We start from the raw sequence: 24,859 nt of genomic DNA, 5'->3' as shown, positions 1-24,859 counted from the left end.
AACAACACCGGCACCGCTGCCGCCCCCGACGCCTCGATCATGAACGACCCCGAACTGGTCGCGATGTTCAATCAGATGAACGCCGGCACCCTCGTTGACCGCATGGGGATCGAGTTCTTGGAGGCATCGCCGCAACGGGTCGTGGCCCGCATGCCGGTCGAGGGCAACACCCAGCCGTACGGCCTGCTACACGGTGGCGCCAGCGTCGTGCTGGCCGAGACGGTCGGCTCGGTGGGCTCAGCGTTGGCCGCCGGCCCCGAGCGTGCTGCGGTGGGTCTCGACATCAACGCCACGCATCACCGCGGTGTGCGCAGCGGCTTCGTCACCGCGACGGCGACCGCCATCTCGATCGGCCGCACCCTCGCCTCGTACGACGTCGTCATCACCGACGACGAAGGTCGCAGGGTGTGCACCTCGAGGATCACCTGCATGCTTCGCGACAACCCCACGAAGGCGAAGTAGCTCTTCTTCACCGCTCGTCGAGCCGCGGGACTGACGAAGTGAAGTCCCACGGCTCGAAACGCGGTGGCCTGCGCGCAGACTGCGTCCGCAGCGGGCTGTCGTAGTCGATGGAACGCGGCGGGTTTCAACTCCTCGCTCGTCCCGCCGAGCGCTCAACCAGCGCTGGAGATCGTCCCTCGCGAGGGCCCAACCAACGGGAAAGTACCCCTCAGCTGACGCGGGGCTGGCGGGTGCGGGCCCGTCCGCGGATTGAGCGGCGCAGCCGGACGACCGCCTGACCGCCGGCGCGTTCGCCTGCGAGCTCCGGCTCCAGGTGGCGGCGCAGCGCGGCGACCGTGGTGGAGCGCAGGGTGGTGGTGTTGGTGAAGCCCAGCCGCGCGAAGAAGCGGTTGGTGTCGCGGTGACCCGCGGGCACCGCCGCGGTGATCACTCCGGCGCCGATGCTTTCGGCCGTGATCGGGACGACGGCAAGCAGACTCCGGGCGACGCCCGAGCGCCGGTGCGCAGGATCGACGTACAACTGGTCGATCCACACCGCCGGTTCGGCGCTGAGGGTCGACAACGGACTACGCACGACCACCACATATCCGGTGGCGTCGGCGCCACTGTGCGCCAGAAAGACTCGCACATCCGGGTGCTCGACCGCGGCAATCAACCGGCCGTCCCGGATCATGCGGGATGCCCAATCACGGGTCTGACCCGAGGCCACCCGTGAATCGGTCCAGAGTCGTTCGAACGAGGCCATGTCGGTTGAGTCGTTCTGCACGCGACGCACGCTGGTGCGAGCCATGGCACCTCCTCGGTTGTAGGACCGGAACCCCGACCACTCGCCGAACTGTACGCCTGTTCAGATGACGTTGGGACACCAACGCAGCAACTTGTGCGCGGCGCTAGAGTCACGGCCCGTGAGCAGCGCTTTCCCTGGGCTCGGCACCCTCATCAATGTCGCCGCCATCACCGTCGGCGCGGTGCTGGGAATGCTTGTCGGGCATCGCCTTTCGGCGCACACCCGGTCGGTCGTCACCGACTGCCTCGGACTGGTCACGCTGCTCACCGCCGGGCTCAACGCCATCATGGTCACCGACGGCAGCCTGGCCGCGACGGTCGGTTCCGGAGCGCCTCTGCTCATCGTGCTGGGCAGCCTGCTCATCGGTGGCATCAGCGGCAGCATCCTGCGCATCGAAGACCGGTTGGAGAGCCTCGCCGGCAAGATCCAGGCGGCCGTGGGTCGCAAGCCGGGAAGCAAAGCACCTGTCGAGCACGAAGGCGCCGAAACCGACAGCAGTGCGCGCGAACGTTTCATCGAAGGCTGGATGACCGCGTCCCTGTTGTTCTGCGTCGGCCCGCTCACCATCCTCGGTTCGCTCAACGACGGCCTGGGACGCGGCATCGACCAGCTGGTGCTGAAGTCGGTGCTCGACGGCTTCGCTGCGATGGCCTTCGCTTCGACCTTCGGCATCGGCGTGCTGCTCTCGGCCGTATCGGTCGCGGTGGTCCAGGGCGGCCTCACCATCGCCGGCGTGCTGCTCGGGTCGGTGCTGCCGGACGCCCACATCGCTGCCCTGACCGCGACCGGCGGTCTGATGCTGGTGGCCATCGGATTACGGTTGCTCAACATCAAGCAGATCCCGGTCGGCGACATGCTGCCGGCGTTGATCGTCGCTCCCCTGTTGACCCAGGTGGTCATCAGCCTGCGCTGAGACAGCGCTTGCCAGCGTCCACAGAATCGGCGCGAGTTTGTGGGGTTCGCAACGCGCACGAACCCCACATTCTCACGCCGATTTCCCTGTTGGTCGCCTTCGCGTACCGGCCCGGACGCAGTGAACCCCTGGTCGCTGCGGCGACCAGGGGTTCACTGTTTCGTGCGAACAGACCGATGCAGAATCAGTCGGCGCCGAGGTAGGCAGCCTTCACCGCGGGGTCGGCGGCGAGTTCGGCGCCGGTGCCCTCACGGGTGATGTAGCCGGTCTCCAGCACGTAGGCGCGGTGGGCGATCTTGAGCGCCTGGTTGGCGTTCTGCTCCACCACCAGCACCGTGGTGCCCTGGCTGTTGACTTCCTTGATGATGTTGAAGATCTGCCGGATGTACTGCGGGGCGAGGCCCATGGAGGGCTCGTCCAGCAGCAGCAACTTCGGGCGGGCCATGAGCGCGCGCCCGATCGCGAGCATCTGCTGCTCGCCACCGGACATCGTGCCGCCGGCCTGCTTCTCGCGCTCCTTCAAGCGCGGGAAGAGGGTGAACACCCGCTCCAGGTCTTCGTTGTACTCGGCCTCGTTCTTCTTGCGCGCGTACGCGCCCATGTCGAGGTTGTCGAGCACCGACATTGCCGGGAAGACACCGCGTCCTTCCGGGGTCAGCGACATTCCCAAACCCACCCGGCTGTGGCCGGGCACCTTGGTGATGTCCTGGCCGTCGAAGGTGATCGACCCGCTGGAGGAGTTGAGCAGACCGGCGATCGCACGCATCGTCGTCGTCTTGCCGGCACCGTTGGCGCCGATGAGCGAGACGATCTCACCCTCGTTGACGTCGAGGGAGATCCCGTGCAGCGCTTGGATCCGGCCGTAGTGGACCGCGAGGTCCCTGATCTCAAGCAACGCCATCTTCGTCGTCCTCCACTCCCAGGTACGCCGCGATGACTGCCGGGTCGGCCTGGATGGCCTTCGGCACGTCGTCGGCGATCTTCTTGCCGAACTCCAGCACCACGATGCGGTCACAGACACCCATGACCAGCTTCATGTCGTGCTCGATGAGCAACACCGTGTAGCCCTCGTCCCGAATGGTGCGGATGAGCCCCATGAGCTCTTCCTTCTCCGCCGGGTTGAAGCCTGCGGCCGGCTCGTCCAGACACAGCAGCTTGGGCTCGGTGCCCAGTGCGCGCGCGATCTCCAGGCGGCGCTGGTAGCCGTAGGGCAGGTTGCGGGAGAGTTCCTGGGCCTTGTCGGCGATGCCGACGAATTCCAGCAGCGCCATGCCGTGCTCGATCGCCGACTTCTCCTCGCGGATGTGACGCGGAGATCGCACCAGTGCACCGAAGACGCTCGTCTTGTGACGCGCGTCCAGGCCCACCACGACGTTCTCCAGCGCCGTCATCTCACCGAACAACCGGATGTTCTGGAAGGTGCGCGCGAAACCCGCTCGGGTGATCGCGTTCTTCTTCATCCCCAGCAGGGATTTTCCTTCCAACCGCACCGAACCCGCGGTCGGCTTGTAGACGCCCGTCATCGCGTTGAAGCAGGTGGTCTTGCCGGCGCCGTTCGGGCCGATCAGACCGAGGATCTCGCCGCGCTTGATGTCGAAGGTGACGCCATCGAGTGCGGTGAGTCCGCCGAACTTCACGGTGAGGTTGTCGATCTCGACCAGCTTTTCGCCGACCTCGACCGCCACATTGCGTTCGAATTCGACGATGTGCGCCGCCTCCGAGTCCAGCGGCGGCGGGGCGTCGGGATGCAACTCCTCGTCCTCGATCAGGTCAGCCGCGTGCTCCTCGGTGTCCGGCTCGCCCTTGCTCAGGCTCAGGTGGCCAGGGCTGTAGGTGTGCTTCTCCGCACCCTCGCCCGGCTCACCGCCCATGACCTCGTTGGGGTTCTCACTCATGAGGTGACCTCCTGTTCACGACCGGCGTCCCGACGCAACCGGGCTGCCACACGCTTGGCCTTCTTGCCGTACGCGAGCAGATGGTTTCGGGCACCGAACAGACCTTGCGGACGGAAGATCATGATCAGAACCAGGATGATTCCGAAGACGAGGTACTTCTGCTCCGCGATGAAGATGAAGCGAATCGGCAGGTACGACACCAGGATTCCACCGAGGATCGCGCCGAACTTGTTGCCGGCACCACCCATGACGACCGCCGCGATGAAGAGCATCGAGGTGGCGACGTCGAACTTCTGGTTGTTCACGAAGCCGACCTGGCCGGCGAAGATCGCACCCGACAAGCCGCCCAGTGCTGCACCGAGACAGAACGCCCACATCTTGAACTTGAAGGTAGGAACGCCCATGACCTCGGCGGCGTCCTCGTCCTCACGGATCGCGATCCAGGCGCGACCCACGCGCGAGCGCTCGAGGTTACCCAACAGCAGCATCGTGATGATGATGACCGTCAGGATGAGCCAGTACCACGCTGTTCCGTTGCTCTGGACGAAGATCGGCACACCCTTGTCATCGGTGCCCGGCGGGCGTCCGATGCTCTGGAAGCCCGTGTTGCCCTTGAGCGCCGGGATGATCGTGGCGAGCAGGCGGATGATCTCACCGAAACCGAGGGTCACGATCGCCAAGTAGTCGCCACGCAGTCGGAGCGTCGGTATACCGATGAGCATGCCCACGATGCCCGTGACGATCATCGCCAGCGGCAGGGTGGCCAGGTACGGGATCTTGACCATCGTGGAGTCGGGGCTGGTCCACAATGCCGCGACATACGAACCCACTGCGAAGAAGCCGATGTATCCCAGGTCGAGCAGGCCGGCCTGGCCGACCACGACGTTCAGACCGAGTGCGACCAGCGCGAACCGTGCGGCGTCGAAGCAGGCGAGCGGGAAGTTGTAGCCCGCACTTTCGGTCGACAGGATCGGCGGGTTGAGGATCGGCAGCAGGTAGAGCAGCACGACGGCGATGGAGAGCACACCCCACTGCTGCCAGCGCTCCAGCCCGTTCCACCACTTCGACAGACCCGCGAAGCGGCCGCCGCCACGAGTCTCCTCGGCTTGTTCGTCGGCCTTGGCCTGGACACCGGCGACGCTGTCAATGGGAGGGGTCATGCGCGTACCTTCCCCAGGTTGGATCCCAGGATGCCGTCAGGGCGAACCATCAGCACGAGGATCAGGATGATGAACGACACGACGTCGATCCACTGGGCACTACCCAGCAACCAGGCGCCGTAGTTGCCGATGACGCCGAGCAACAAACCACCGAGCAGAGCGCCGCGGATGTTGCCGATACCACCGAGGACGGCAGCGGTGAACGCCTTGATGCCGAGGATGAAGCCACCGTTGTACTGGACGCCGGCAGGCACCTTCATGACGTAGAAGAGGGCTGCCGCACCGGCGAGCGCTCCACCAATCACGAAGGTGATCATGATGATCCGCTCCCGGTTGACACCCATCAGCGTGGCAGTGTCGGGGTCCTGTGCGACGGCGCGGATTCCGCGGCCGACGCGGGTGCGGCGGATCAACTGGTCGACGCCCACCATCATCACCACGGCGGCACCGACGATGATCAGCGTCGACAGCGAGATGGTCGAGCCGAAGATGATGAAGATCGGCTTGTCCTCGAACATCGTCACCGACGGTTCGGCCACCGCACCGCGCCACCAGAAGAAGGCGTACTGGATGACGAAGGACATACCGATCGCGGTGATCAGGAAGACCAGGCGGGGTGCGTTGCGCGCCCGCAATGGTTTGTAGGCGATTCGCTCCACCCCGAGCGCTACCAGTGACGACACGACCATCGCCACGACGAGCGCGAGCAAGAGGTTCAGGATGATCGCGCCCCACCCGAGGTTGGGCACCGAGGCACCGAAACCGAGCGCCGACAGGGTGAACACCACGGCGTAGGCACCGGTGATGAAGACCTCGGAGTGGGCGAAGTTGATCAGGTTGAGCACGCCGTACACCAGCGTGTAACCGAGGGCGACCAGCGCGTAGATGGCGCCGAAGGTCAGTCCGTCGAAGGTGGCGTTCCAGAAGTTGTCGGCCAACTCCTGCCAGTGGAAACTGATCCACGAGTTCTCATCAGCGGATGCCAGCGCGTTCAGCATCGGCACCGCCGCATGAAGGGCTGTCATGCAAGCCTCATTTCAGATACCGGGCGAGGGCCCGTCCGTCCTGTCGGACGAACGGGCCCCCGCACCTTGGATTGATCGAACTGACCGAGGTCAGCCCAGCTTGCCGACAGAAACGATCTTGCCGCCGTCAACCTTGTAGCCGTAGACGGCCAGGTCGGACAGCTCGCCCTTGTCGTCCCACTTGATCTTCTTGCTCAGGCCCTGACCGTCGTAGCTCTTGACGAAGTTGAGCAGCTTGGGACGGTCGGTGTTGCCCTTCTGGATGCCGGCCAGCAGCACCGTGGCGGCGTCGTATGACTCCACCGAGTAGGTGCCGGGGGCGGCGTTGGCGACACCCTTGTACGCCGAGGCGAAGTCGGGGATCAGCTCACCGGGGATGCAGGGGCAGGTGAAGTAGGCGTTCTTGCTGGAGTCGCCGGCCAGCTTGATGAACTGGTCGTCCTTGACACCGTCGGGGCCGATGAAGGCGCCCTTGAAGCCCTTGGCCACCAGCTGCTGGTTCAGCGGGGCACCCTCGGCGTAGTAACCGGCGAAGAAGACTGCGTCCGCCTTGGAGTTGATGATCTTCTGGACGGTGGAGCTGAAGTCCTTCTGCTTGGTGGTGACCTTGTCCTCACCGGCCAGCAGGCTCTTGTCCTGCAGCGCCTTCTTGGCGGTGCCGCCCAGGCCGATGCCGTAGTCGGAGTCGTCCTGCACCAGGTAGACCTTCTTGGCACCGAGCTTCTCGGCCAGGATCGCCGCGGCGGGGCCCTGGATGTTGTCGTTGCCCAGGCCGCGGAAGAAGGTCTTCCAGCCGTTGCCGGTCAGCGAGGGGTTGGTGGCCGACGGGGTGATGTGCACCAGGCCGGCCTGCTCGAAGATTGCGCCGGTCGCCTTGCTCTCACCCGAGAAGGGCAGACCCACGACACCGATGATGTTCTTGTCGCCGACAGCCTGGGTGACCGGGCCGGTGGCCTTGGTCGGGTCGCCCTCGGTGTCGTACTTCTTGAAGGTCACCTGGCAGTCCGGGTTGGCCTTGTTGTGCTCGTTGATCGCCAACTGCACACCCTGGTACTCGTTGATACCGAGCTGGGCGTTGTCGCCGGTCATGGCGCCGATGAAGGCGATGGTGGTGCCGGGTGCGCACTTGGCCTTGCCGTCGCCGGCGGCCTTCACTGCGTCCTTGGGCACCTCGAGGCTGCTCTGGGCGTCCAGGGACTTCAGGTTGCTGTTGCCGTTGCTGCCACCGCCGCTGGTGGACGAGCCGGTGTCGCTGCTGTTCGCGCAGCCGACAACGGTCAGGGACAGTGCGGCCAGAGCGGCTGCGGTCTTCAGGGTCCGGGACACTGGGGATCCTCCATGGTTCGTGCGTGTGCCACCTCGGCACGTCCGCTGATCGCCCGGCTGCGTGTTGTGTGGACACACTTGTGGGGCGGTTGGGAACGCTAGTGGAGGCATCTACGACGCGCACCAGGTTTCGGTGAAAGAATCCTGTTCGTTACCAAGCGTCCGGATCGTACAGATCAGCTCTTGCCCCGACGCCGCTTCGCCTCAAGCCTTTTCGGTGTCCGAGCGCGAGCCGGCGACCACTGCGTCGGCCACATCACGCATCCCCAAGCGTCGGTCCATCGCAGCTTTCTGGATCCACCGAAACGCCTCGGCCTCGTCCAGGCCGAGCTGCTTCATGAGCACACCCTTGGCCTTGTCGACCGCCTTGCGGGTCTCAAGTCGTTCGGACAGATCGGCGACGTCGTGCTCGAGCTGTTTGCGCTCTGCCCACCGGCTGACAGCGATGGTGATCGCCGGACGCAGGTCGTCTGCGCTGAACGGTTTGAGCACGTACGCCATGACGCCGGCATCGGTGGCGCGTTCGACGAGATCCTTGTCGCTGAACGCCGTCAGCATCATGACCGGTGCGATGCCGGCGGCCGCGATCTCCTGCGCAGCGCTGATGCCGTCGAGCTCGGGCATCTTGACGTCCATCACGACCAGGTCGGGACGCACCTGACTCGCGAGTTCGACGGCCTTGCGACCGGTGCTCGCTTCACCGACGACTTCGTGACCGGCTTCCTGGAGCATCTCCACCAAGTCGAGCCGGATGATGGCTTCGTCCTCTGCCACCACGATGCGCAACGGGGTCTGTTCGGTCATGTGTCCAGGGTAGTCACCGGCACGTGCGCTACGAGGCCGTCAACCAGCCCGTCGGATGTGAGATATCCCGCGTCGCGCCGGGTGACCCAGGGTGCGCGATCAGCCACGCAGGTGGGCGACGTTCGCCCACCCCGGGTCGTCCTCGACCTCGACACGCGCCTTGCCCGGCCATCCCCGAACCGCCGCCCGCAGTTGCTCAGCCCCGGTGCGCTCACCGTCCACATAGAAGTAGAGGAGACACTCACCGGCGGCGAAGAGGACGGCGACCAGTTCACCCTGGCCTTCAAGGCGATCGACCAGGTGGTCGCGGAAGGTGTCGACCCGGGCGCGCGACTCGTCGTCGGGTAGTCCGTTCTCGCCTTTCAGACCGGTGAGCACGACCATGACGCACTGGTTGAGTGTGGGTGCGCTCGCAGCTGCGAGTGGCACGCGGGCGAGCACATGGACGGGTCCGCCGGCACCAACACCTTCGAGCGCCACCCACTGGTTGTCGCCGGAGAACTCGTCGGCGAGGTCGCGCACCACGGCCCGCAGACCGGTCAGACCGAAACTGTCGATCGGTGCCGCCACTGCCGGTTCGAGTTCACCGATCCACGTCTCGGTGAGCAACTCCCCCACCGCAGCGTCGACCGCGAGGAAGCAAAAGGTGTTCCGAGCACCGGGGCTGAGTTGCTCCAGCGACGGGTGGTGCACCTGCACGTCGACCCGGGTGCCGCTGCGATGCACGCCCACCCGCACTTGGTCCAGCGCCAGCGTGGTGCCGTCGAGTTCGAGTTGCGCGCCACCCAGGTCGAGCATCGGCGGGCGTGCGTCGGCGTACGACCAAAAGACGTCCCCCTCGGGAGCGGCCTCCAACCAGCGGCGTGCTGCAGCGCGCAGGTGCGGGTCGCCGTCCGCGGTCACGACCAGCCGGTGCATAGAGGTGTCGCCCTTGGCGAACTCCCAGGTGAGATCAGCCGCCACGGCTTCGACGCGAGCGGTGAGGTCGGCGACGATGCGGCCGGGGTCGCCGTCGGCGAGGGCGGTGCTGCTGCGCGCCATGCCCTCGTCGATCCACCACGACCAGAACTGCGCAATCGCGGCAGCCTGTCGCCCGTTGCCCTGCTGCTGGCCCTTGCCGCGGCCTCCGAACAGTCCCACTCAGGTCATCCTTCACTCGGCAATGGTCGAAAGCCCGCTCAACGATCTCTTCAGGGGCACCGCCACGCTAGCGAAATGAAAGGCCCGCCGACACCTCGGGGGAAGGTGGCGACGGGCCGGTTCGGTGCTGCCTCCTCCGCAGGCAAGCCGATCAATCAGGCGACCGGCTGCTCCTGCTGGCTCATCGTGTCGAGAGCCAGGCGCAGGCGGTCGGAGTTCTCCTCGGTCACCGTCATCTCGCCCTCGGTGGTGAGGTCGGTGTTGAACACCAGGTTCACCGAGTCGATGACCTTGGCCTTCACGTGCTCCAGCACCAACGTCAGGCCCTGGGTCGCATCGGGGGCACCGCCCCAGCCGTAACCGATCAGCGTGATCGGCTTGCCGTGCCACTCGGCGAAGAGATAGTCGATGGCGTTCTTGATCGGGGCCGGGAAGCTGCGGTTGTACTGCGGAGTGACAATCACCAGTGCATCAACGCCCGCGACCCGTGCGGCCCAGTCGATCGTGTGCTGGTTGGCGTAGTTTCCGCTCGCCGGCATGTCGACCTCGTCCATGAACGGCAGGGCGAGTTGGGCGAGGTCGATGAGTTCGACCTCCCACTCCTGCGACTGTGCGACCGAAGTCGCCCACTGCGCAACCTTCGGGCCGATGCGCGCGGGACGGGTGCTGGACACGACGATTCCAAGCTTCTTCATGGACGTGACAACCATTCTGGGCACGTGAGCATTCCAAGATTTCGCAGTGCTCCACAGCACATCGAGCCGGCGTCGATACCTGCCGCATCGGGCAACGAGGTCGACCCGGGAACCCGAAAAGGGTCGAACCTCGTTGAGGTTCAACCCTTTTCGTTGGTGCCGGGAGCGGGACTTGAACCCGCACGCCCTTTCGAGCAAAGCATTTTGAGTGCTCCGTGTCTGCCATTCCACCACCCCGGCAGTGGACCGCCGCGCCACTATACGACAGCGGCGGCCAGGCTCACGAATCCTGGTGGAAGCCGTAGGCCGGTGCCACTCCGTTCTTCGCATCACCGATGGTGTGCACCCGCAGCGCGTTCGTCGAGCCCGGAATACCGGGGGGCGAGCCCGCCACGATGATCACCGTGTCACCCTCGAGGCAGCGACCATCGGCAAGCAGGGTCTCGTCGACCTGCATCGCCATCTGGTCGGTGTGCACGACCTCGGGCACCAGGAACGTCTCCACGCCCCACACCAACGCCAGTTCGGAGCGGGTCAACTGCTTCGGGGTGAAAGCGAGGATCGGGAGCGGGTTGCGCAGGCGCGCCATGCGCTGGGTCGACCCACCCGTTGTGGTGAAGGTGACCAGAAACTTCACGTTCAGCTGCATGCCCACCTGAGCGGCCGCGTTGCAGACCGCTCCACCCATCGTCTGCACGAAGCCTTCGGACAGCGGCGGGATGCGGTCGAAGCCGTTGGCCTCGGTGCTCTCGATGATGCGCGCCATGGTCTTGACGGCCTCAATCGGCCAGGCACCCATCGAGGTCTCCCCCGACAGCATGATCGCGTCGGCACCGTCGAGCACCGCGTTGGCGCAGTCGCTGGCCTCAGCACGCGTGGGGCGGTGATTCTCGATCATTGATTCCAGCACCTGCGTGGCGACGATCACGGGCTTTGCTGCCCGGCGGCAGAGCTCCACCGCACGCTTCTGGACGATCGGGACGTCCTCCAGCGGAAGCTCGACACCGAGGTCGCCCCGGGCCACCATGACGCCGTCGAAGGCGTCGATGATCGCCTGCAGATTGGCAACCGCCTGCGGCTTCTCGATCTTGGCGATGACCGGACGACGCTCGCCCTCCTCGTCCATGATCTCGTGCACCCGCTCGATATCGGCGGCGTCGCGCACGAACGACAGCGCAATCAGGTCGCAGCCCTGTCGCAGGGCCCAGCGCAGATCGTCCTCGTCCTTCTCCGAGAGCGCGGGCACACTGACGGCCACGCCGGGCAGGTTGATGCCCTTGTTGTTGGAGACCGCGCCGCCCTCGACCACGGTGGTGACCACGTCGGTGTCGGTGACCTCGATCGCCTTCAGCTCGACCTTGCCGTCGTCGATGAGGATGCGGTCGCCCACCTCGACGTCACCGGGCAGGCCCTTGAACGTGGTGGACACCCGCTCCTGGTTGCCGTCGACCTCGTCGATCGTGATGGTGAAGGTGTCACCCGCAGCGAGCGTGATCGGGCCACCAGAGAAACGTCCGGTGCGGATCTTCGGCCCCTGGAGGTCGGCCAGGATGGCGACGGCGTGGCCTTCTGCGTCACTGGCTTCTCGCACCCAGGTGTACATCTCGGCGTGGTTGTCGTGGCTGCCGTGGGAAAGGTTCAGACGGGCTACGTCGAGGCCGGCCTGCACCAGCTCTCGCAGCTTCTCGGGGGACGCCACGGCGGGTCCCATGGTGGCGACGATCTTCGCTCTACGCATGCCTCAAACCCTAGCGAGATTGTCCGCACATGACGAAGCGCTCGGTCCCGTACTGACCGGTAGTACCGGAACGTGGGACCGAGCGCCTCGGACGGGCTGATCAGACCGTCAGCGGACGATCCGTCGGTTGGATCGGAGCGGGCAATTCCGATGCGCCGGAAAGGAATTCGTCGACACCCCGGGCAGCCGAACGACCTTCGGCGATCGCCCAGACGATGAGCGACTGCCCTCGTCCGGCGTCGCCGCAGACGAAGACGCCGGGCACATTGGTCTCGAAACGCTTGTCGCGAATCACATTCGAGCGGTCGTCCTTGTCGACGCCGAGCTGCTCCAGGAGCCCCTCACCCTGCGGGCCGAGGAAGCCCATGGCGAGCAGCACGAGATCGGCTGGCAGCTCGCGCTCGGTGCCCGGCACCTCCTCGAAGCCCTGGTCACCCCGGCGCACTTCGACGATCTTCAACGCCTTGACATTGCCGGCGTCGTCACCGACGAGTTCCTTGGTGTTGACCGCGTAGACCCGGTCGCCACCCTCCTCGTGCGCGCTGGCGATGCGGTAGAGCATCGGGTAGGTCGGCCACGGCTGGTCGTCGGCGCGGTCGGCGCCCGGCTGCGGCATGATCTCCAACGAGGTGACCGACGTGGCGCCGTGTCGGTGCGAGGTGCCGATGCAGTCGGCGCCGGTGTCACCGCCACCGATGACGACGACGTGCTTGCCCTCCGCACTGATCTGGCCCTCGACGGTCTCTCCGAGCGCCTGCCGGTTGGCCTGCGGGAGGAACTCCATCGCCTGGTGAATGCCCTTCAGCTCACGACCGGGCACGGGCAGGTCGCGCGGCACGGTGGCGCCCACTGCAAGCACCACGGCGTCGAATCGCTGATGCAACTGCTCCCCGGTGATGTCGACGCCGATCTCGGTGTCGCACCGGAACCGGGTGCCTTCGGCGGTCATCTGCTCCAAGCGTCGATCGACGACCGACTTCTCCATCTTGAACTCAGGAATGCCGTAGCGCAGCAGACCACCCGGCTTGTCGTCACGTTCGTAGACGACCACGGTGTGCCCAGCGCGGGTCAGCTGCTGCGCGGCAGCCAAGCCGGCAGGACCGGAGCCGACGACCGCGACGGTCTTGCCGGTGAGCCGCGTCGGGATCTGCGGCGCGACATTGCCGTCCTCGAAGGCCTTTTCGATGGTGGTGACCTCGACCTGCTTGATGGTCACCGCCGGCTGGCTGATGCCCAGCACGCACGCGGTCTCGCAAGGAGCCGGGCACAGGCGACCGGTGAACTCGGGGAAGTTGTTCGTGGCGTGCAGCCGCTCGATGGCGTCGGGCCACTCTCCCCGGTAGGCCAGGTCGTTCCATTCCGGAATCAGGTTGCCCAGCGGACAACCGCTGTGGCAGAACGGGATTCCGCAGTCCATGCAACGACTTGCCTGGCGCTGGAGCTGGACGAGCTGCTGCTCCTCGTACACCTCTTTCCAGTCCCGGATACGCACCGGCACCGGCCGACGGGCGGGCAGTTCACGCTCGCGGTGCTTCAGAAAACCTCGCGGATCAGCCACCGGACACCTCCATGATTCGTCCCCAGACCTCGGTTCCGTCGAGGTCGAGGCCTTCGGTCTCAGCCTGTTCACGCACGTCGATGACGCGCTGGTAGTCGCGAGGCAGCACCAGCGAGATGCGCTGGTAGGCACCCTCGAGATCATTGAGCAGTCGGCCTGCAACGGTCGACTCGGTCCACTCGGCATGGTCGCGCAGCAGCTTGTCGATGATGGGCTTGTCACGCTCGCGCAGCGGCCGCACGTCGACCAGTTCGGGGTTGACCAACTGCTCGTCAAGGTCGAGCACATAGGCCGCTCCCCCGGACATACCCGCACCGAAGTTGCGCCCAGTCGGGCCGAGCACCAGCACCGTGCCACCGGTCATGTACTCGCAGCCGTGGTCGCCGACGCCTTCGACGACGGCGGTGGCGCCGGAGTTGCGGACGCAGAAGCGTTCGCCGACGACGCCGCGCAGGTAGATCTCACCCGAGGTGGCGCCGTAACCGATGACATTGCCGGCGATCGCGTTCGCTTCTGCCACCACTGACGCTTCGGGCAGTGGCCGTACGACCACGCGTCCGCCCGACAGGCCCTTGCCGACGTAGTCGTTGGCCTCGCCCAACATGCGCAGCGTGATGCCGCGCGGCAGGAAGGCTCCGAGCGACTGACCGGCGGCGCCGCGGAGGGTGACGTCGATCGTGCCGTCGGCCAGACCCTCGTGGTAGCGCTTGGTGACCTCGTGGCCCAGCATCGTGCCGACCGTGCGGTTCACATTGCTGACCGGGATGTCGATGCGCACCGGTTCGGCCCGCTCCAGGGCGTCCGCGCTCATCGCGATCAGCTCCTGGTCGAGGGCCTTGTCGAGCGCGTGGTCCTGGGTGGTGATGCACCGGCGCGGGGCGTCGGCGGGCACGTCGACCTGGGCCAGGATCGGCGACAGGTCGAGGCCCGAGGCCTTCCAGTGGTTGATCGCCTCGACGGTGTCGATCAGTTCGGAGTGACCGATTGCCTCGTCCAGCGTCCGGAAACCCAACTGCGCCAACAGCTCTCGCACTTCTTCGGCGATGTACTCGAAGAACGTCTCGACGAACTCCGGCTTGCCGCTGAAGCGCGACCGCAGCTCGGGGTTCTGGGTGGCGACGCCGACCGGGCAGGTGTCGAGGTGACAGACACGCATCATGATGCAGCCGCTGACCACCAGCGGTGCGGTGGCGAATCCGTATTCCTCGGCGCCCAGCAGAGCGGCGATCATGACATCACGACCGGTCTTGAGCTGTCCGTCGGTCTGGACGACGATCCGGTCGCGCAGGTTGTTGAGCATCAGCGTCTGCTGCGTCTCGGCGAGGCCGAGCTCCCACGGACCACCCGCGTGCTTGAGCGAGGTGAGCGGCGCTGCGCCCGTGCCGCCGTCGTGCCCCGAGATCAGGACGACGTCGGCGTGCGCCTTGCTGACACCGGTGGCGACCGTGCCCACACCGTTCTCGGCCACGAGCTTGACGTGGATCCGGGCGGAGGGGTTGGCGTTCTTCAGGTCGTGGATCAGCTGGGCAAGATCCTCGATCGAATAGATGTCGTGGTGCGGCGGCGGCGAGATGAGCCCCACCCCCGGCGTGGAGTGCCGGGTCTTGGCCACCCACGGGTACACCTTGTTGCCCGGCAACTGACCACCCTCGCCCGGCTTGGCACCCTGCGCCATCTTGATCTGGATGTCGTCGGCCTCGGTGAGGTAGAGCGAGGTGACGCCGAACCGGCCGGAGGCCACCTGCTTGATCGAGGAGCGTCGACGAGGGTCCATCAGGCGCTCGACGTCCTCGCCACCTTCGCCGGTGTTGGAACGGGCACCGATGTTGTTCATCGCGATCGCGAGCGTCTCGTGGGCCTCACGGCTGATCGAGCCGTAGCTCATCGCGCCGGTGGAGAAGCGCTTGACGATCTCGCTGACCGGTTCGACCTGCTCGATCGGAAGCGGCTCCCGCTCGGTCTTGAACTTGAAGAGTCCGCGCAGCGTCATCAGCCGCTCGGCCTGGTCGTCGACCCGCTGGGTGTACTGCTTGAAGATGTCGTAACGACGCTGCCGCGTGGAGTGCTGCAGGCGGAAGACCGTCTCGGGGTCGAACAGGTGCGGCGGACCTTCGCGACGCCACTGGTACTCACCGCCGACGTCCAGGCTGCGGTGCGACTGCAACTGCCCGCTCGGCGGGTAGGCATTCGCGTGACGGGCCGCGACCTCCTTGGCGATCGCGTCGAGGCCGATGCCGCCGAGGCGGGAGATGGTGCCGGTGAAGTGGTCGTCGACGAGTTCCTGGCGCAGGCCGATGGCCTCGAAGACCTGCGCGCCGCGGTAGGAGGCGACGGTGGAGATGCCCATCTTCGACATCACCTTCAGCAAGCCCTTGCCCAGCGCCTTGATGAGATTCTTGACGGCCTGCTCGGCGGTGACGCCGGTGAGGTCGCCCTTGCGGACGAGTTCTTCGACGGTCTCCATCGCCAGGTAGGGGTTGACCGCCGCTGCGCCGTAGCCGACCAACAGCGCGACGTGGTGCACCTCGCGCACGTCACCTGCTTCGACGACGAGGCCGACCTGGGTGCGGGTGTGCTCGCGGATCAGGTGGTGGTGGACGGTCGAGGTGAGCAGCAGCGACGGGATCGGTGCGAAGTCGGCGTTGCTGTCGCGGTCGGACAGGATGATGAACCGGTAGCCGTCGGCAATCGCCTCGCTGACCTCGGTGCAGATGCCACGCAGTCGCGCACGCAACGCGGTGACACCGCCTTGGACGTCATAGGTGCCGCGGATGACGTACGTGGCGAAGCCGGGGAAGTTGCCCTCGGCGTTGATGTGCCGGATCTTGGAGAGCTGATCGTTGTCGATCACCGGGAAGGGCAGTTCGACCTGACGGGCGTGCTGCGGGAGAGCCTCCAGCAGGTTGCCCTCCGGGCCCATGAATCCGCCGAGCGAGGTCACCAGTTCTTCACGGATAGCGTCCAGCGGCGGGTTCGTCACCTGCGCGAACAACTGGGTGAAGTAGTCGAAGATCAACCGCGGCCGGTCCGACAGCACCGCGATCGGAGTGTCGGTGCCCATTGATCCGAGCGCTTCGCCCTTACCGGCAGCCATGGGCCGCAACAGGATTCGGATCTCTTCGTGGGTGTAACCGAAGGTCACCTGACGGCGCTCGACCGAGGCCGGAGTGTGCCAGATGTGTTCGCGTTCGGGCAGTGCGTCGAAGCTGATCAGGCCACCGTGCAGCCACTCCTGGTACGGGTGCTCCTGCGCCAACTGCTGCTTGATCTCCTCATCGCCGACCAGGCGTCCGGCGGCGGTGTCGACCAGGAACATCTTGCCCGGCTGCAGGCGCCCCTTGCGCACGACGCGGGCCGGGTCGAGGTCGAGCACGCCCGCCTCGGAGGCCAGCACGACCAGGCCGTCGTCGGTGATGGAGTAACGGCCGGGACGAAGGCCGTTGCGGTCGAGCACCGCTCCCACCAGTGAGCCGTCGGTGAAGGCGACACAGGCCGGGCCGTCCCACGGCTCCATGAGCGCGGAGTGGTACTCGTAGAACGCGCGCCGCTGCGGGTCCATCGTGGCGTGGTTCTCCCACGCCTCGGGAATCATCATCAGCACCGCGTGCGGCAGGCTCCGGCCGCCGAGGTGCAGCAGCTCCAGCACCTCGTCGAAGGACGCGGAGTCGGACACCTCCTGGGCGCAGATCGGGAAGAGGCGCTGCATGTCGCCGCCGAACAGGTCGCTGTGCAACGTCGACTCTCGCGCGTGCATCCAGTTGCGGTTGCCGCGGACGGTGTTGATCTCGCCGTTGTGCGCGATGAGCCGGTAGGGGTGGGCCAGCGGCCAGCTCGGGAAGGTGTTGGTGGAGAAGCGGGAGTGCACCAGCGCGAGCTCGGTGTCGAAGCGCTCGTCCGACAGGTCGGGGTAGAACTGCCCCAGCTGTGCGGTGGTGAGCATGCCCTTGTAGGTGATCGTGCGGCTCGACAGCGATGGGAAGTAGACCTCGGTCTCGCGTTCGATGCGCTTACGCAGTGCGAACGCGCGTCGCTCCAGGTCGAGGCCGCTGACACCACCCTCTACGCCCGCCAACGCGACCTGCCGGAAGACCGGCATCACCTCACGCGCGGCCTGGCCGATCGTGGAGTCGTCGATCGGCACATCGCGCCAGCCGACGACGCGCAGGCGCTCCTCGTCCGCGATCTGCGCCACGCGCTCACCAACGTGCCACTGCGCGTCGGGGTCCTGCGGCATGAAGGCGATGCCGATCGCGTACTCGCCCTTGCCGGGGAGCTCGAAGTCACAGACCTCGCGGAAGAAGGTGTCGGGGATCTGGGTGAGGATGCCGGCTCCGTCGCCGACAGCCGGGTCTGCGCCGGTCGCGCCGCGGTGCTCAAGATTGGTCAGTGCGGTGAGGGCGTGCTGGACGATGTCGTGCCCGGCCCATCCACGCATGGTGGCCACCATCGCCACGCCACAGGCGTCCTTTTCGAACGCGGGGTTGTACAGGCCTTGTGCGGAGGGAACTGCGGAGAACGAGGACTGACCCACGTCCGATCACCTACCTGTCGTCCGGACCGATGCGCAGTGCGCATGGTCACCGTGAAGAGTTCACATGGCCGGACGACATTGGCCAGACATGCAGGTGCACAGTACCCAGGCCCACCGCCTGTTTCACACAATGGGACTGAAAGGTCTCATTCTTCGAGACGAGGACGGATGGCGGCGCGAACGACCGTGGAGGCGATCAGCTCTCGTCGGACGACGTCGATTTCCGGTCGACGGCGCCCTCCGTGCCATCCACCTTGCCCTCACCGTCGACCGTTTCGTCGTCATCGTCGTCATCGTCGACTTCGTCGACATCGCCCACCGGGTCTGCTGCGACCACGGGGTTACGACGGAACTTCCACCACAGGAAGGCGCCCAGTGCGAAGACGATCAGGCTGGTCCAGACATTGAGGCGCAGACCCAGGACGCGGTTGGCGGGGTCGGTGCGCATGAGTTCGAAGACGATGCGGCCGACCGGGTAGAGCATCACGTACAGCGCGAAGCTGCGGCCGCGGGCGAGTCCGTACTTGCGGTCGACGAAGACGATGATCAGGGCCACCAACAGGCACCAGAGCGATTCGTACAGGAAGGTCGGCTGGAAATAGCCGAGCACGACGGCGTTGCCGGCGCTGTCGCGCACTGCTTCACCGGCGGATTCGTCCCACTCGTGGATCTCCAGCGCCCAGGGCAGCGTCGAGCGCTCGCCGTACAGCTCGTTGTTGAACCAGTTGCCCCAACGGCCCATCGCCTGGGCGAGGATCACGCCTGGTGCAGCGGCATCGGCGTAGTCCCAGAAGTTGATGTTGTACTTGCGGCAGCCCAGCCAGGCTCCGAAAGCGCCCAGGGCGATCGCACCCCAGATGCCGAGGCCGCCCTGCCAGATCTTGAACGCATCGAGCGGTCGTCCGCCTTCACCGAAGTAGGCCTGCGGTGAGCTGATGACGTGGTAGATGCGGCCGCCGAGGATGCCGAAAGGTACGGCCCACCAGGCAACGTTGAGGGCGTCCTCGCTCTGGTAGCCACGGTCGCGCAGCCGACGCCCGCAGACCCAGACCGCCGCAACGATGCCGGCCAGGATGCACAAGGCGTAGCCGCGCAGCGGAAAGGGCCCGAGCCACAACACTCCCGCTTCGGGCGAAGGAATGTAATTCCTCACGAATGTCCCCGGCGAACGCCTGCGGCCAGCTGCGCCGACAGCGACCGCAGGGCCTCCAAGCGGTCGGCCTGCACGTCGTTCTCCAGCAGCGTTCGCACCAGCGCGGTGCCGACGATGACGCCGTCGGCGAACTGCGCGACCTGCGCGGCTTGGTCAGGTGTGCTCACCCCGATACCGACGCAGATCGGCAGGTCGGTGAAGGGACGTGCTCGCTCCAGTAGTTCTTTGGCGTGGTTGCCGAGACTCTCGCGCATACCGGTGACGCCCATGACCGCGGTGGCGTAGACGAATCCGCTGCTCGCCTCGGTGGCGTACGCGATGCGCTCAGGCGAAGAGCTCGGAGCGATCAGGAAGATGCGGTTGAGGTCATGCGCGGCGCTGGCGTCCAACCATTCCTGCGCCTCGTCCGGCACCAGATCGGGAGTGATGAGGCCCGATCCACCGGCTGCTTTCAGGTCGCGTGCGAACTTCTCGACTCCGTAGTGCAGCACGAGATTCCAGTAGATCATCACCACAGCAGCGCCCCCGGCCGCGGTCACTGCCTCGACGGCCTTGAAGACATCGGTGATGTGCACACCGTTCTCCAAGGCGCGCGTCGCGGCGTCCTGGATGACCGGGCCGTCCATCAGCGGGTCGGTGTAGGGCATGCCCACCTCGACGATGTCGACGCCCGCCTCGACCATCGACACCATGGCTTCGATCGATTCGGGCACGCTCGGACATCCGACCGGCAGATAGCCCACCAGTGCGGCACGGCCTTCGGCGCGTGCTTGCGCCAGCACTTCGTCGACACGGGTCACAGCTGCTCACCGTCCTCGATGATGTTGCCGCCTTCGTCGAGCAGGCCGAACCATTGCCCGGCGGTGTGGACGTCCTTGTCGCCCCGGCCCGACAGACTGACCAAGAGCATTGCGTCCGGGCCGAGTTCCTTGCCGATCCGGATGGCGCCAGCGAGGGCATGGGCCGACTCGATCGCCGGCAGGATGCCCTCGGTGCGAGCGAGCAGCTTGAAGGCATCCATTGCCTCGACGTCGGTGACCGGGTAGTACTCCGCCCGGCCCGAATCACGCAGATAGGCGTGCTCCGGACCAACACTGGGATAGTCGAGTCCGGCTGAGACGGAATGGGATTCGACGGTCTGACCCTCGTCGTCCTGCAGCAAGTAGGTGTAGGCACCGTGCAGGACGCCGGGGGTCGCCTGACCGGTGAAGCGGGCGGCGTGGCGTCCGGATTCGATGCCCTCTCCCCCGCCTTCCAGGCCGATCAGTCGCACGCCCTCGTCGCCGATGAAGCGGTGGAAGATGCCCATGGCGTTGGAACCACCGCCGACGCAGGCGAGCACCGCGTCGGGCAACTGGCCGTACTCGTCGAGCATCTGCCGACGGGCCTCTTCGCCGATGATCTTGTGGAAGTCACGCACCATCTCCGGGAAGGGGTAGGGCCCGGTGACCGTGCCCAGCACGTAGTGCGTGTGATCGACATTGGCCACCCAATCGCGGAAGGCCTCGTTGACGGCGTCCTTGAGGGTGCGCGAGCCGTGGGTGACCGGGACGACCTTGGCACCGAGCAGACGCATGCGGGCAACGTTGAGCGCTTGGCGCTGGGTGTCGACCTGCCCCATGTAGACGACGCACTCGAGCCCGAGCAGCGCTGCGGCGGTGGCGGTGGCGACGCCGTGCTGACCGGCTCCGGTCTCGGCGATGACCCGCCGCTTGCCCATGCGCTGCGCGAGCAGGGCCTGCCCCAGCACGTTGTTGATCTTGTGCGAGCCGGTGTGGTTCAAGTCTTCTCGCTTGAGCACCACGCGTGCCCCGCCGCAGTGATCGGCGAAGCGCGGCACTTCGGTGAGGATGCTCGGACGACCGGTGTAGGTCTTGTGCAGCGCCGCCAACTGGGCGACGAATTCGGGGTCGGCCGCCGCCTTGGAGCGGTGCTCGTCGAGCTCCTCCAACGCGGCGATCAGGGCCTCGGGCACGTATCGGCCGCCATACGCACCGAACCGGCCCACACCGGACCGGCCCGCGTTCTGGCTGACTGGGATGCTCACACAACTCCTTCGCCGGCGCGGGCGCCGGCCTTGATCATGGCGGCCACCGCGTCGGCGGGTGATCCACCGGTGACGAGCGCTTCGCCGACCAGCACGGCGTCGGCCCCGGCCGCGACGTAGTCACTGACGTCCTGTGGGTCCCGGATGCCCGATTCGGCGACCTTCACCCGGTCGGCGGGAATCAGCGGGGCGAGCTGGGCGAACATCTCGGGGTGCACCTCGAGTGTCTTGAGATTGCGGGCGTTGACCCCGATGATCTTGGCGCCGAGGTCGACGGCGCGCTCGGTCTCGGCCTCGTCGTGCACCTCGACCAGAGCGGTCATGCCGAGCTCGCTCGACTGCTGGAAGAGGTCGTGCAACTGGGCGTCGTCGAGCGCCGCGACGATCAGCAGGATGATGTCGGCGCCGTGTGCACGTGCCTCGAACAACTGGTACTCGCTGACCATGAAGTCTTTACGCAGCACCGGAATTCGCACGGCAGCTCGAACGGCGTCGAGGTCGTCGAGGCTGCCTCCGAAGCGACGTTGTTCGGTGAGCACGGAGATCGCCGTGGCGCCGCCCGCTTCGTACGCTGCGGCGAGTTGCGCGGGGTCGGGAATCTCGGCGAGAGCCCCCTTGCTCGGGCTGCGCCGCTTGACCTCGGAGATGACCTTCACCGGCCCGGGGGCGGCCAGGGCGGCCGCTGCGTCGAGTGCGGGCGCCGCTCCGGCGGCACGCTCGATGATGGCCTTGTGGCCCACAGCGCGCATGCGCTCGGTGAGGTCGGCGCGCACCCCGACGATGATGTCGTCGAGAACTGTGCTCACGCGGGGAACTCAGTGGTTGGACTGCGGCTCGGCGTGGCTCACGCGGGCCTGCGGCGCGGGGTGCGGGTCGGAGCCGAAACCGGCAGCGGTGAGGGCCTTGCCGGCGATGGCACCGACGACCACGAGCACCACACCGATCCAGGTGAGGATGTCGAGACCGAAGTAGACGCCGATGGCGATCAGTGCTGCGGCGGTGAGCAGGATGCCGACGGCGGTCCAGGACGCCACGCTCTTGCCGTGGTTGTCGAGGTGCTCTTCAGCCATGAGGATTCTCCTTCGTGGAACGCAAGGTGCTGCGAGTCATTCTGTCAGTCGTGGTCGGCGTCCGCCGCAGTCGGGTCGCGACCCGCCGAGAGTTGGTCCCAATCCGATTCCTTCGTGGCGGCCGGGGCGTCGTACTTCGCCCCCAGGCCCTGCCAACGGCGTCCGAGCAGAAGGGTCGACAGACCCAGCAGCGCGACAACCACCGCCACGCCCATTGTCGGCCACACCCAGAAGGTGGCGGTTGCCTCGCGCACACGGGCATCGGCATGCCCGGCCTGCCCGGCCAGGTGTGACCGGGCCGCAGCCGCAGGGTCAAGGGCCACGCCACCGACCGCGTAGCTCGCCATCACTCCTGCCGCCAGCAGCGCGATCGAGGCGATGACCCGCCCGATCCTGCGCGAGCTCATCAGCGCGATGACGGCTGCCAGGGCGACCAGCGACCCCGCGAAAGCCAACGGTGCAACAGTGCTGCCGCGGACGCTGTTGCGGATGGTGCCGGTGATGGTGTCGACCACCGTCGCCTCGATCCACGGACGGGTGGTGAGGGCCAGCAGCGCCAGAGCGCTCAGGAAGGCCAGAGCGAGCTGGGTGCGGCGGGCCAGGAAGCCGGTCATTGCGGCGACCTCATGCCGTTGGCCGTCGCGACGGCCCGCAGCGCCGCCGCCGCCTTGTTGACCGTCTCCTGGTACTCCGATTCGGCCACCGAGTCGGCGACGATGCCGGCCCCTGCCTGCACATGGGCCTGACCGTCGTGGAGCACGGCGGTGCGGATGGCGATCGCCATGTCGAGATCACCGGCGAAGTCGAGATACCCCACGACGCCGCCGTACACGCCTCGGCGCAGGCCCTCCAGCTGGTCGATGATCGCCATGGCGCGTGGTTTCGGTGCCCCCGAGAGGGTGCCGGCCGGGAAGGTGGCCACGAGCGCGTCGTAGGAGCTGCGGTCGTCCTTCAGGCGCCCGACGACGGTCGACTCCAGATGCATGATGTGGCTGTATCGGCGCACGTTCATGAACTCGACAGTGTCGACGGTGCCCGCCTGGCACACCCGCTGCAGGTCGTTGCGTGACAGATCGACCAACATCAGATGTTCGGCGCGCTCCTTGGGATCGCCGAGCAGCTCTTCGCGCAACTGCAGGTCGTGCTCGGGGGTCTTGCCCCGCGGACGCGAACCGGCGATCGGGTGGGTGATCACCTCACCGGCGGTCACCTTGACCAGCGCCTCCGGGCTCGAACCGACGATCTCGTACGAGCCGCCCTGCGGCAGCGGGATGCGCAGCAGGTACATGTACGGACTGGGGTTGCTGGCCCGCAGTGCACGATAGACGTCCAAGGCATCTGCATCGTTGGGCACCGAGAATCGTTTCGAGACAACGATCTGGAAGGCTTCACCGGCGCGGATCGCCTCCTTGCAGGCGTCCACCATGTCGTGGAACTGCTGCTGGGTGTGGCTGCTGGACGGCTGCAAAGACGCCGGGGCCGGCACTGTGACCGTGCTCGGCGCCGGTTGCATGAGTGCCTCGATCATCGAGTCGAGCCGGCGGACGGCGTCCGCGTGGGCCTGTTCGACGCGCTCGGGCGTGTTGTCGTGGTTGATGGCGTTGGCCACCAGCAGCAACGAGTTGTCGGCGTGGTCGAAAACGGCAAGATCGGTGGTCAGCATCATCGACAGTTCGGGAAGGCCGAGCGGGTCGGCTCCGCTGTCAGGCAGCTTCTCCCACCGGCGCACCGTGTCGTAGGTGATGGCGCCGACCATGCCCCCGGTCAGCGGCGGCAGCCCGGGGATCGCTGCAGTGGCGAGCACCTGCAGGGTGGCCCGCAACGCCTCGCTGGGATCACCGTCGGACGGTACGCCGACAGGCGGCTGGCCGATCCAGTGGGCCTGGCCGTCACGTTCGGTGAGCGTCGCGTGGCTGGCTGCGCCGATGATCGAGTAGCGCGACCACACTCCCCCGTGCTCGGCCGACTCCAGCAGGAAGGTGCCCGGACGATCGCCCGCGAGCTTGCGGTAGACCCCCAGCGGCGTCTCGGCATCGGCGAGCACCCGGCGCACCACCGGGATCAGGCGACGGTCGCGGGCCAGCTCCTCGAAGAGGTTCGCCGAGGGCCAGGTGGTGCCGAATGTCAGATCAGCCGCAAGGTCGCTCATGCGGTGACCTCCAACTCGTGGTGGAAGCAGGTGGGTTCGCCGGTGTGACACGCCGCACCCACCTGGTCGACCCGCACCAGCAGTGCATCACCGTCGCAGTCGAGGCTGACCGATTTCACGTGTTGCACGTGTCCGCTGGTGTCGCCCTTGCGCCAGTACTCCTGACGGCTACGCGACCAGAAGGTGACCCGTCCAGTCGTGAGCGTGCGGTGCAATGCTTCGTCGTCCATCCACCCGAGCATCAAGACCTCGCCCGTGTCGTGCTGCTGGACGACAGCAGCAACCAGCCCTGCGGGGTCACGTTTGAGGCGGGCGGCAAGCTCGGGGGCGAGAGGACTGCTGGACATGGGCTCCATTGTCCCGCACGTCTCTTGACTAAAGCGTCGGTGTCCCACCCTCGGGCTCG

General features: G+C 66.5%; 22 protein-coding genes and 1 tRNA gene. 2 read left to right on the top strand and 21 right to left on the bottom strand.

What is annotated here, in order from left to right:
- Positions 1-39: 39 nt before the first annotated feature.
- Entirely contained in the window at positions 40-462 is a 423-nt protein-coding gene (locus tag J5M86_RS06830) for a PaaI family thioesterase (protein ID WP_244328557.1), read from the top strand.
- 208 nt (positions 463-670) lie between these two features.
- Here J5M86_RS06830 and J5M86_RS06825 read toward each other — a convergent pair whose 3' ends face one another.
- Positions 671-1,252, bottom strand: coding sequence for an N-acetyltransferase (locus J5M86_RS06825; RefSeq protein ID WP_188060822.1), 582 nt, complete (start codon positions 1,250-1,252; stop codon positions 671-673).
- Positions 1,253-1,367: 115 nt separating this feature from the next.
- Between J5M86_RS06825 and J5M86_RS06820 the strand changes: the two genes are divergently transcribed.
- Complete coding sequence (locus tag J5M86_RS06820; protein WP_208965119.1) at positions 1,368-2,162, top strand: DUF554 domain-containing protein; 795 nt, start codon at positions 1,368-1,370, stop codon at positions 2,160-2,162.
- 184 nt (positions 2,163-2,346) lie between these two features.
- Here the strand turns inward: J5M86_RS06820 and J5M86_RS06815 are convergent, their stop codons facing one another.
- From J5M86_RS06815 to hisI, 20 genes are all read right to left on the bottom strand, one after another.
- Positions 2,347-3,063 carry an ABC transporter ATP-binding protein gene (locus J5M86_RS06815; protein ID WP_188060824.1) on the bottom strand — a complete coding sequence of 239 codons (717 nt, stop codon included), beginning with the start codon at positions 3,061-3,063 and terminating at the stop codon, positions 2,347-2,349.
- The gene (locus tag J5M86_RS06810) at positions 3,050-4,057 is read right to left on the bottom strand and encodes an ABC transporter ATP-binding protein (protein ID WP_255427576.1); all 1,008 of its coding nucleotides are present in this window, start codon (positions 4,055-4,057) and stop codon (positions 3,050-3,052) included. The genes J5M86_RS06815 and J5M86_RS06810 overlap by 14 nt, the downstream gene beginning before the upstream one ends.
- On the bottom strand, positions 4,054-5,217 hold the full coding sequence (locus J5M86_RS06805; protein WP_188060825.1) for a branched-chain amino acid ABC transporter permease: 1,164 nt from the start codon (positions 5,215-5,217) through the stop codon (positions 4,054-4,056). The genes J5M86_RS06810 and J5M86_RS06805 overlap by 4 nt, the downstream gene beginning before the upstream one ends.
- Positions 5,214-6,242 (bottom strand): branched-chain amino acid ABC transporter permease, encoded by a 1,029-nt coding sequence (locus J5M86_RS06800; RefSeq protein WP_244328522.1) that lies wholly within the window; start codon positions 6,240-6,242, stop codon positions 5,214-5,216. The genes J5M86_RS06805 and J5M86_RS06800 overlap by 4 nt, the downstream gene beginning before the upstream one ends.
- A 90-nt stretch (positions 6,243-6,332) precedes the next feature.
- Positions 6,333-7,568: a branched-chain amino acid ABC transporter substrate-binding protein gene (locus J5M86_RS06795; RefSeq protein WP_244328521.1), complete on the bottom strand. Its 1,236-nt coding sequence runs from the start codon at positions 7,566-7,568 to the stop codon at positions 6,333-6,335.
- Positions 7,569-7,772: 204 nt separating this feature from the next.
- On the bottom strand, positions 7,773-8,372 hold the full coding sequence (locus tag J5M86_RS06790) for an ANTAR domain-containing response regulator (protein WP_188060827.1): 600 nt from the start codon (positions 8,370-8,372) through the stop codon (positions 7,773-7,775).
- A 99-nt stretch (positions 8,373-8,471) separates the two neighbouring features.
- The gene (locus tag J5M86_RS06785) at positions 8,472-9,512 is read right to left on the bottom strand and encodes a DUF695 domain-containing protein (protein WP_188060828.1); all 1,041 of its coding nucleotides are present in this window, start codon (positions 9,510-9,512) and stop codon (positions 8,472-8,474) included.
- A 155-nt stretch (positions 9,513-9,667) separates the two neighbouring features.
- Complete coding sequence (locus J5M86_RS06780; RefSeq protein WP_188060829.1) at positions 9,668-10,207, bottom strand: NADPH-dependent FMN reductase; 540 nt, start codon at positions 10,205-10,207, stop codon at positions 9,668-9,670.
- A 154-nt stretch (positions 10,208-10,361) separates the two neighbouring features.
- Positions 10,362-10,447 (bottom strand) — tRNA-Leu (locus J5M86_RS06775).
- 40 nt (positions 10,448-10,487) lie between these two features.
- Complete coding sequence (gene pyk / locus J5M86_RS06770; protein ID WP_188060830.1) at positions 10,488-11,945, bottom strand: pyruvate kinase; 1,458 nt, start codon at positions 11,943-11,945, stop codon at positions 10,488-10,490.
- 100 nt (positions 11,946-12,045) lie between these two features.
- A complete protein-coding gene (locus tag J5M86_RS06765; protein WP_188060831.1) occupies positions 12,046-13,503 on the bottom strand; it encodes a glutamate synthase subunit beta in 1,458 nt (485 codons plus the stop codon).
- Positions 13,496-18,034, bottom strand: coding sequence for a glutamate synthase large subunit (gene gltB / locus J5M86_RS06760; RefSeq protein ID WP_188060832.1), 4,539 nt, complete (start codon positions 18,032-18,034; stop codon positions 13,496-13,498). Before gltB ends, J5M86_RS06765 begins: the two co-directional genes overlap by 8 nt.
- Positions 18,035-18,230: 196 nt before the next feature.
- Positions 18,231-19,187 (bottom strand): prolipoprotein diacylglyceryl transferase, encoded by a 957-nt coding sequence (lgt, locus tag J5M86_RS06755; protein WP_188060833.1) that lies wholly within the window; start codon positions 19,185-19,187, stop codon positions 18,231-18,233.
- Positions 19,184-19,987, bottom strand: coding sequence for a tryptophan synthase subunit alpha (gene trpA, locus J5M86_RS06750; RefSeq protein ID WP_188060834.1), 804 nt, complete (start codon positions 19,985-19,987; stop codon positions 19,184-19,186). The genes lgt and trpA overlap by 4 nt, the downstream gene beginning before the upstream one ends.
- Positions 19,984-21,234 carry a tryptophan synthase subunit beta gene (gene trpB / locus J5M86_RS06745; RefSeq protein ID WP_244328520.1) on the bottom strand — a complete coding sequence of 417 codons (1,251 nt, stop codon included), beginning with the start codon at positions 21,232-21,234 and terminating at the stop codon, positions 19,984-19,986. Before trpB ends, trpA begins: the two co-directional genes overlap by 4 nt.
- Positions 21,231-22,040 carry an indole-3-glycerol phosphate synthase TrpC gene (gene trpC, locus J5M86_RS06740; RefSeq protein ID WP_188060835.1) on the bottom strand — a complete coding sequence of 270 codons (810 nt, stop codon included), beginning with the start codon at positions 22,038-22,040 and terminating at the stop codon, positions 21,231-21,233. Before trpC ends, trpB begins: the two co-directional genes overlap by 4 nt.
- Positions 22,041-22,049: 9 nt before the next feature.
- Complete coding sequence (locus tag J5M86_RS06735) at positions 22,050-22,304, bottom strand: HGxxPAAW family protein (protein ID WP_188060836.1); 255 nt, start codon at positions 22,302-22,304, stop codon at positions 22,050-22,052.
- Between the two features lie 44 nt (positions 22,305-22,348).
- Positions 22,349-22,918: a Trp biosynthesis-associated membrane protein gene (locus J5M86_RS06730; RefSeq protein ID WP_188060837.1), complete on the bottom strand. Its 570-nt coding sequence runs from the start codon at positions 22,916-22,918 to the stop codon at positions 22,349-22,351.
- On the bottom strand, positions 22,915-24,453 hold the full coding sequence (locus J5M86_RS06725) for an anthranilate synthase component I (protein ID WP_188060838.1): 1,539 nt from the start codon (positions 24,451-24,453) through the stop codon (positions 22,915-22,917). The genes J5M86_RS06730 and J5M86_RS06725 overlap by 4 nt, the downstream gene beginning before the upstream one ends.
- Positions 24,450-24,800, bottom strand: coding sequence for a phosphoribosyl-AMP cyclohydrolase (gene hisI / locus J5M86_RS06720; protein ID WP_244328519.1), 351 nt, complete (start codon positions 24,798-24,800; stop codon positions 24,450-24,452). Before hisI ends, J5M86_RS06725 begins: the two co-directional genes overlap by 4 nt.
- Positions 24,801-24,859: the final 59 nt, after the last annotated feature.

It is taken from the genome of Yimella sp. cx-51, from assembly GCF_017654605.1.
Taxonomy (GTDB): domain Bacteria; phylum Actinomycetota; class Actinomycetes; order Actinomycetales; family Dermatophilaceae; genus Yimella.
This window is presented reverse-complemented; position numbering and strand designations above follow the sequence as displayed.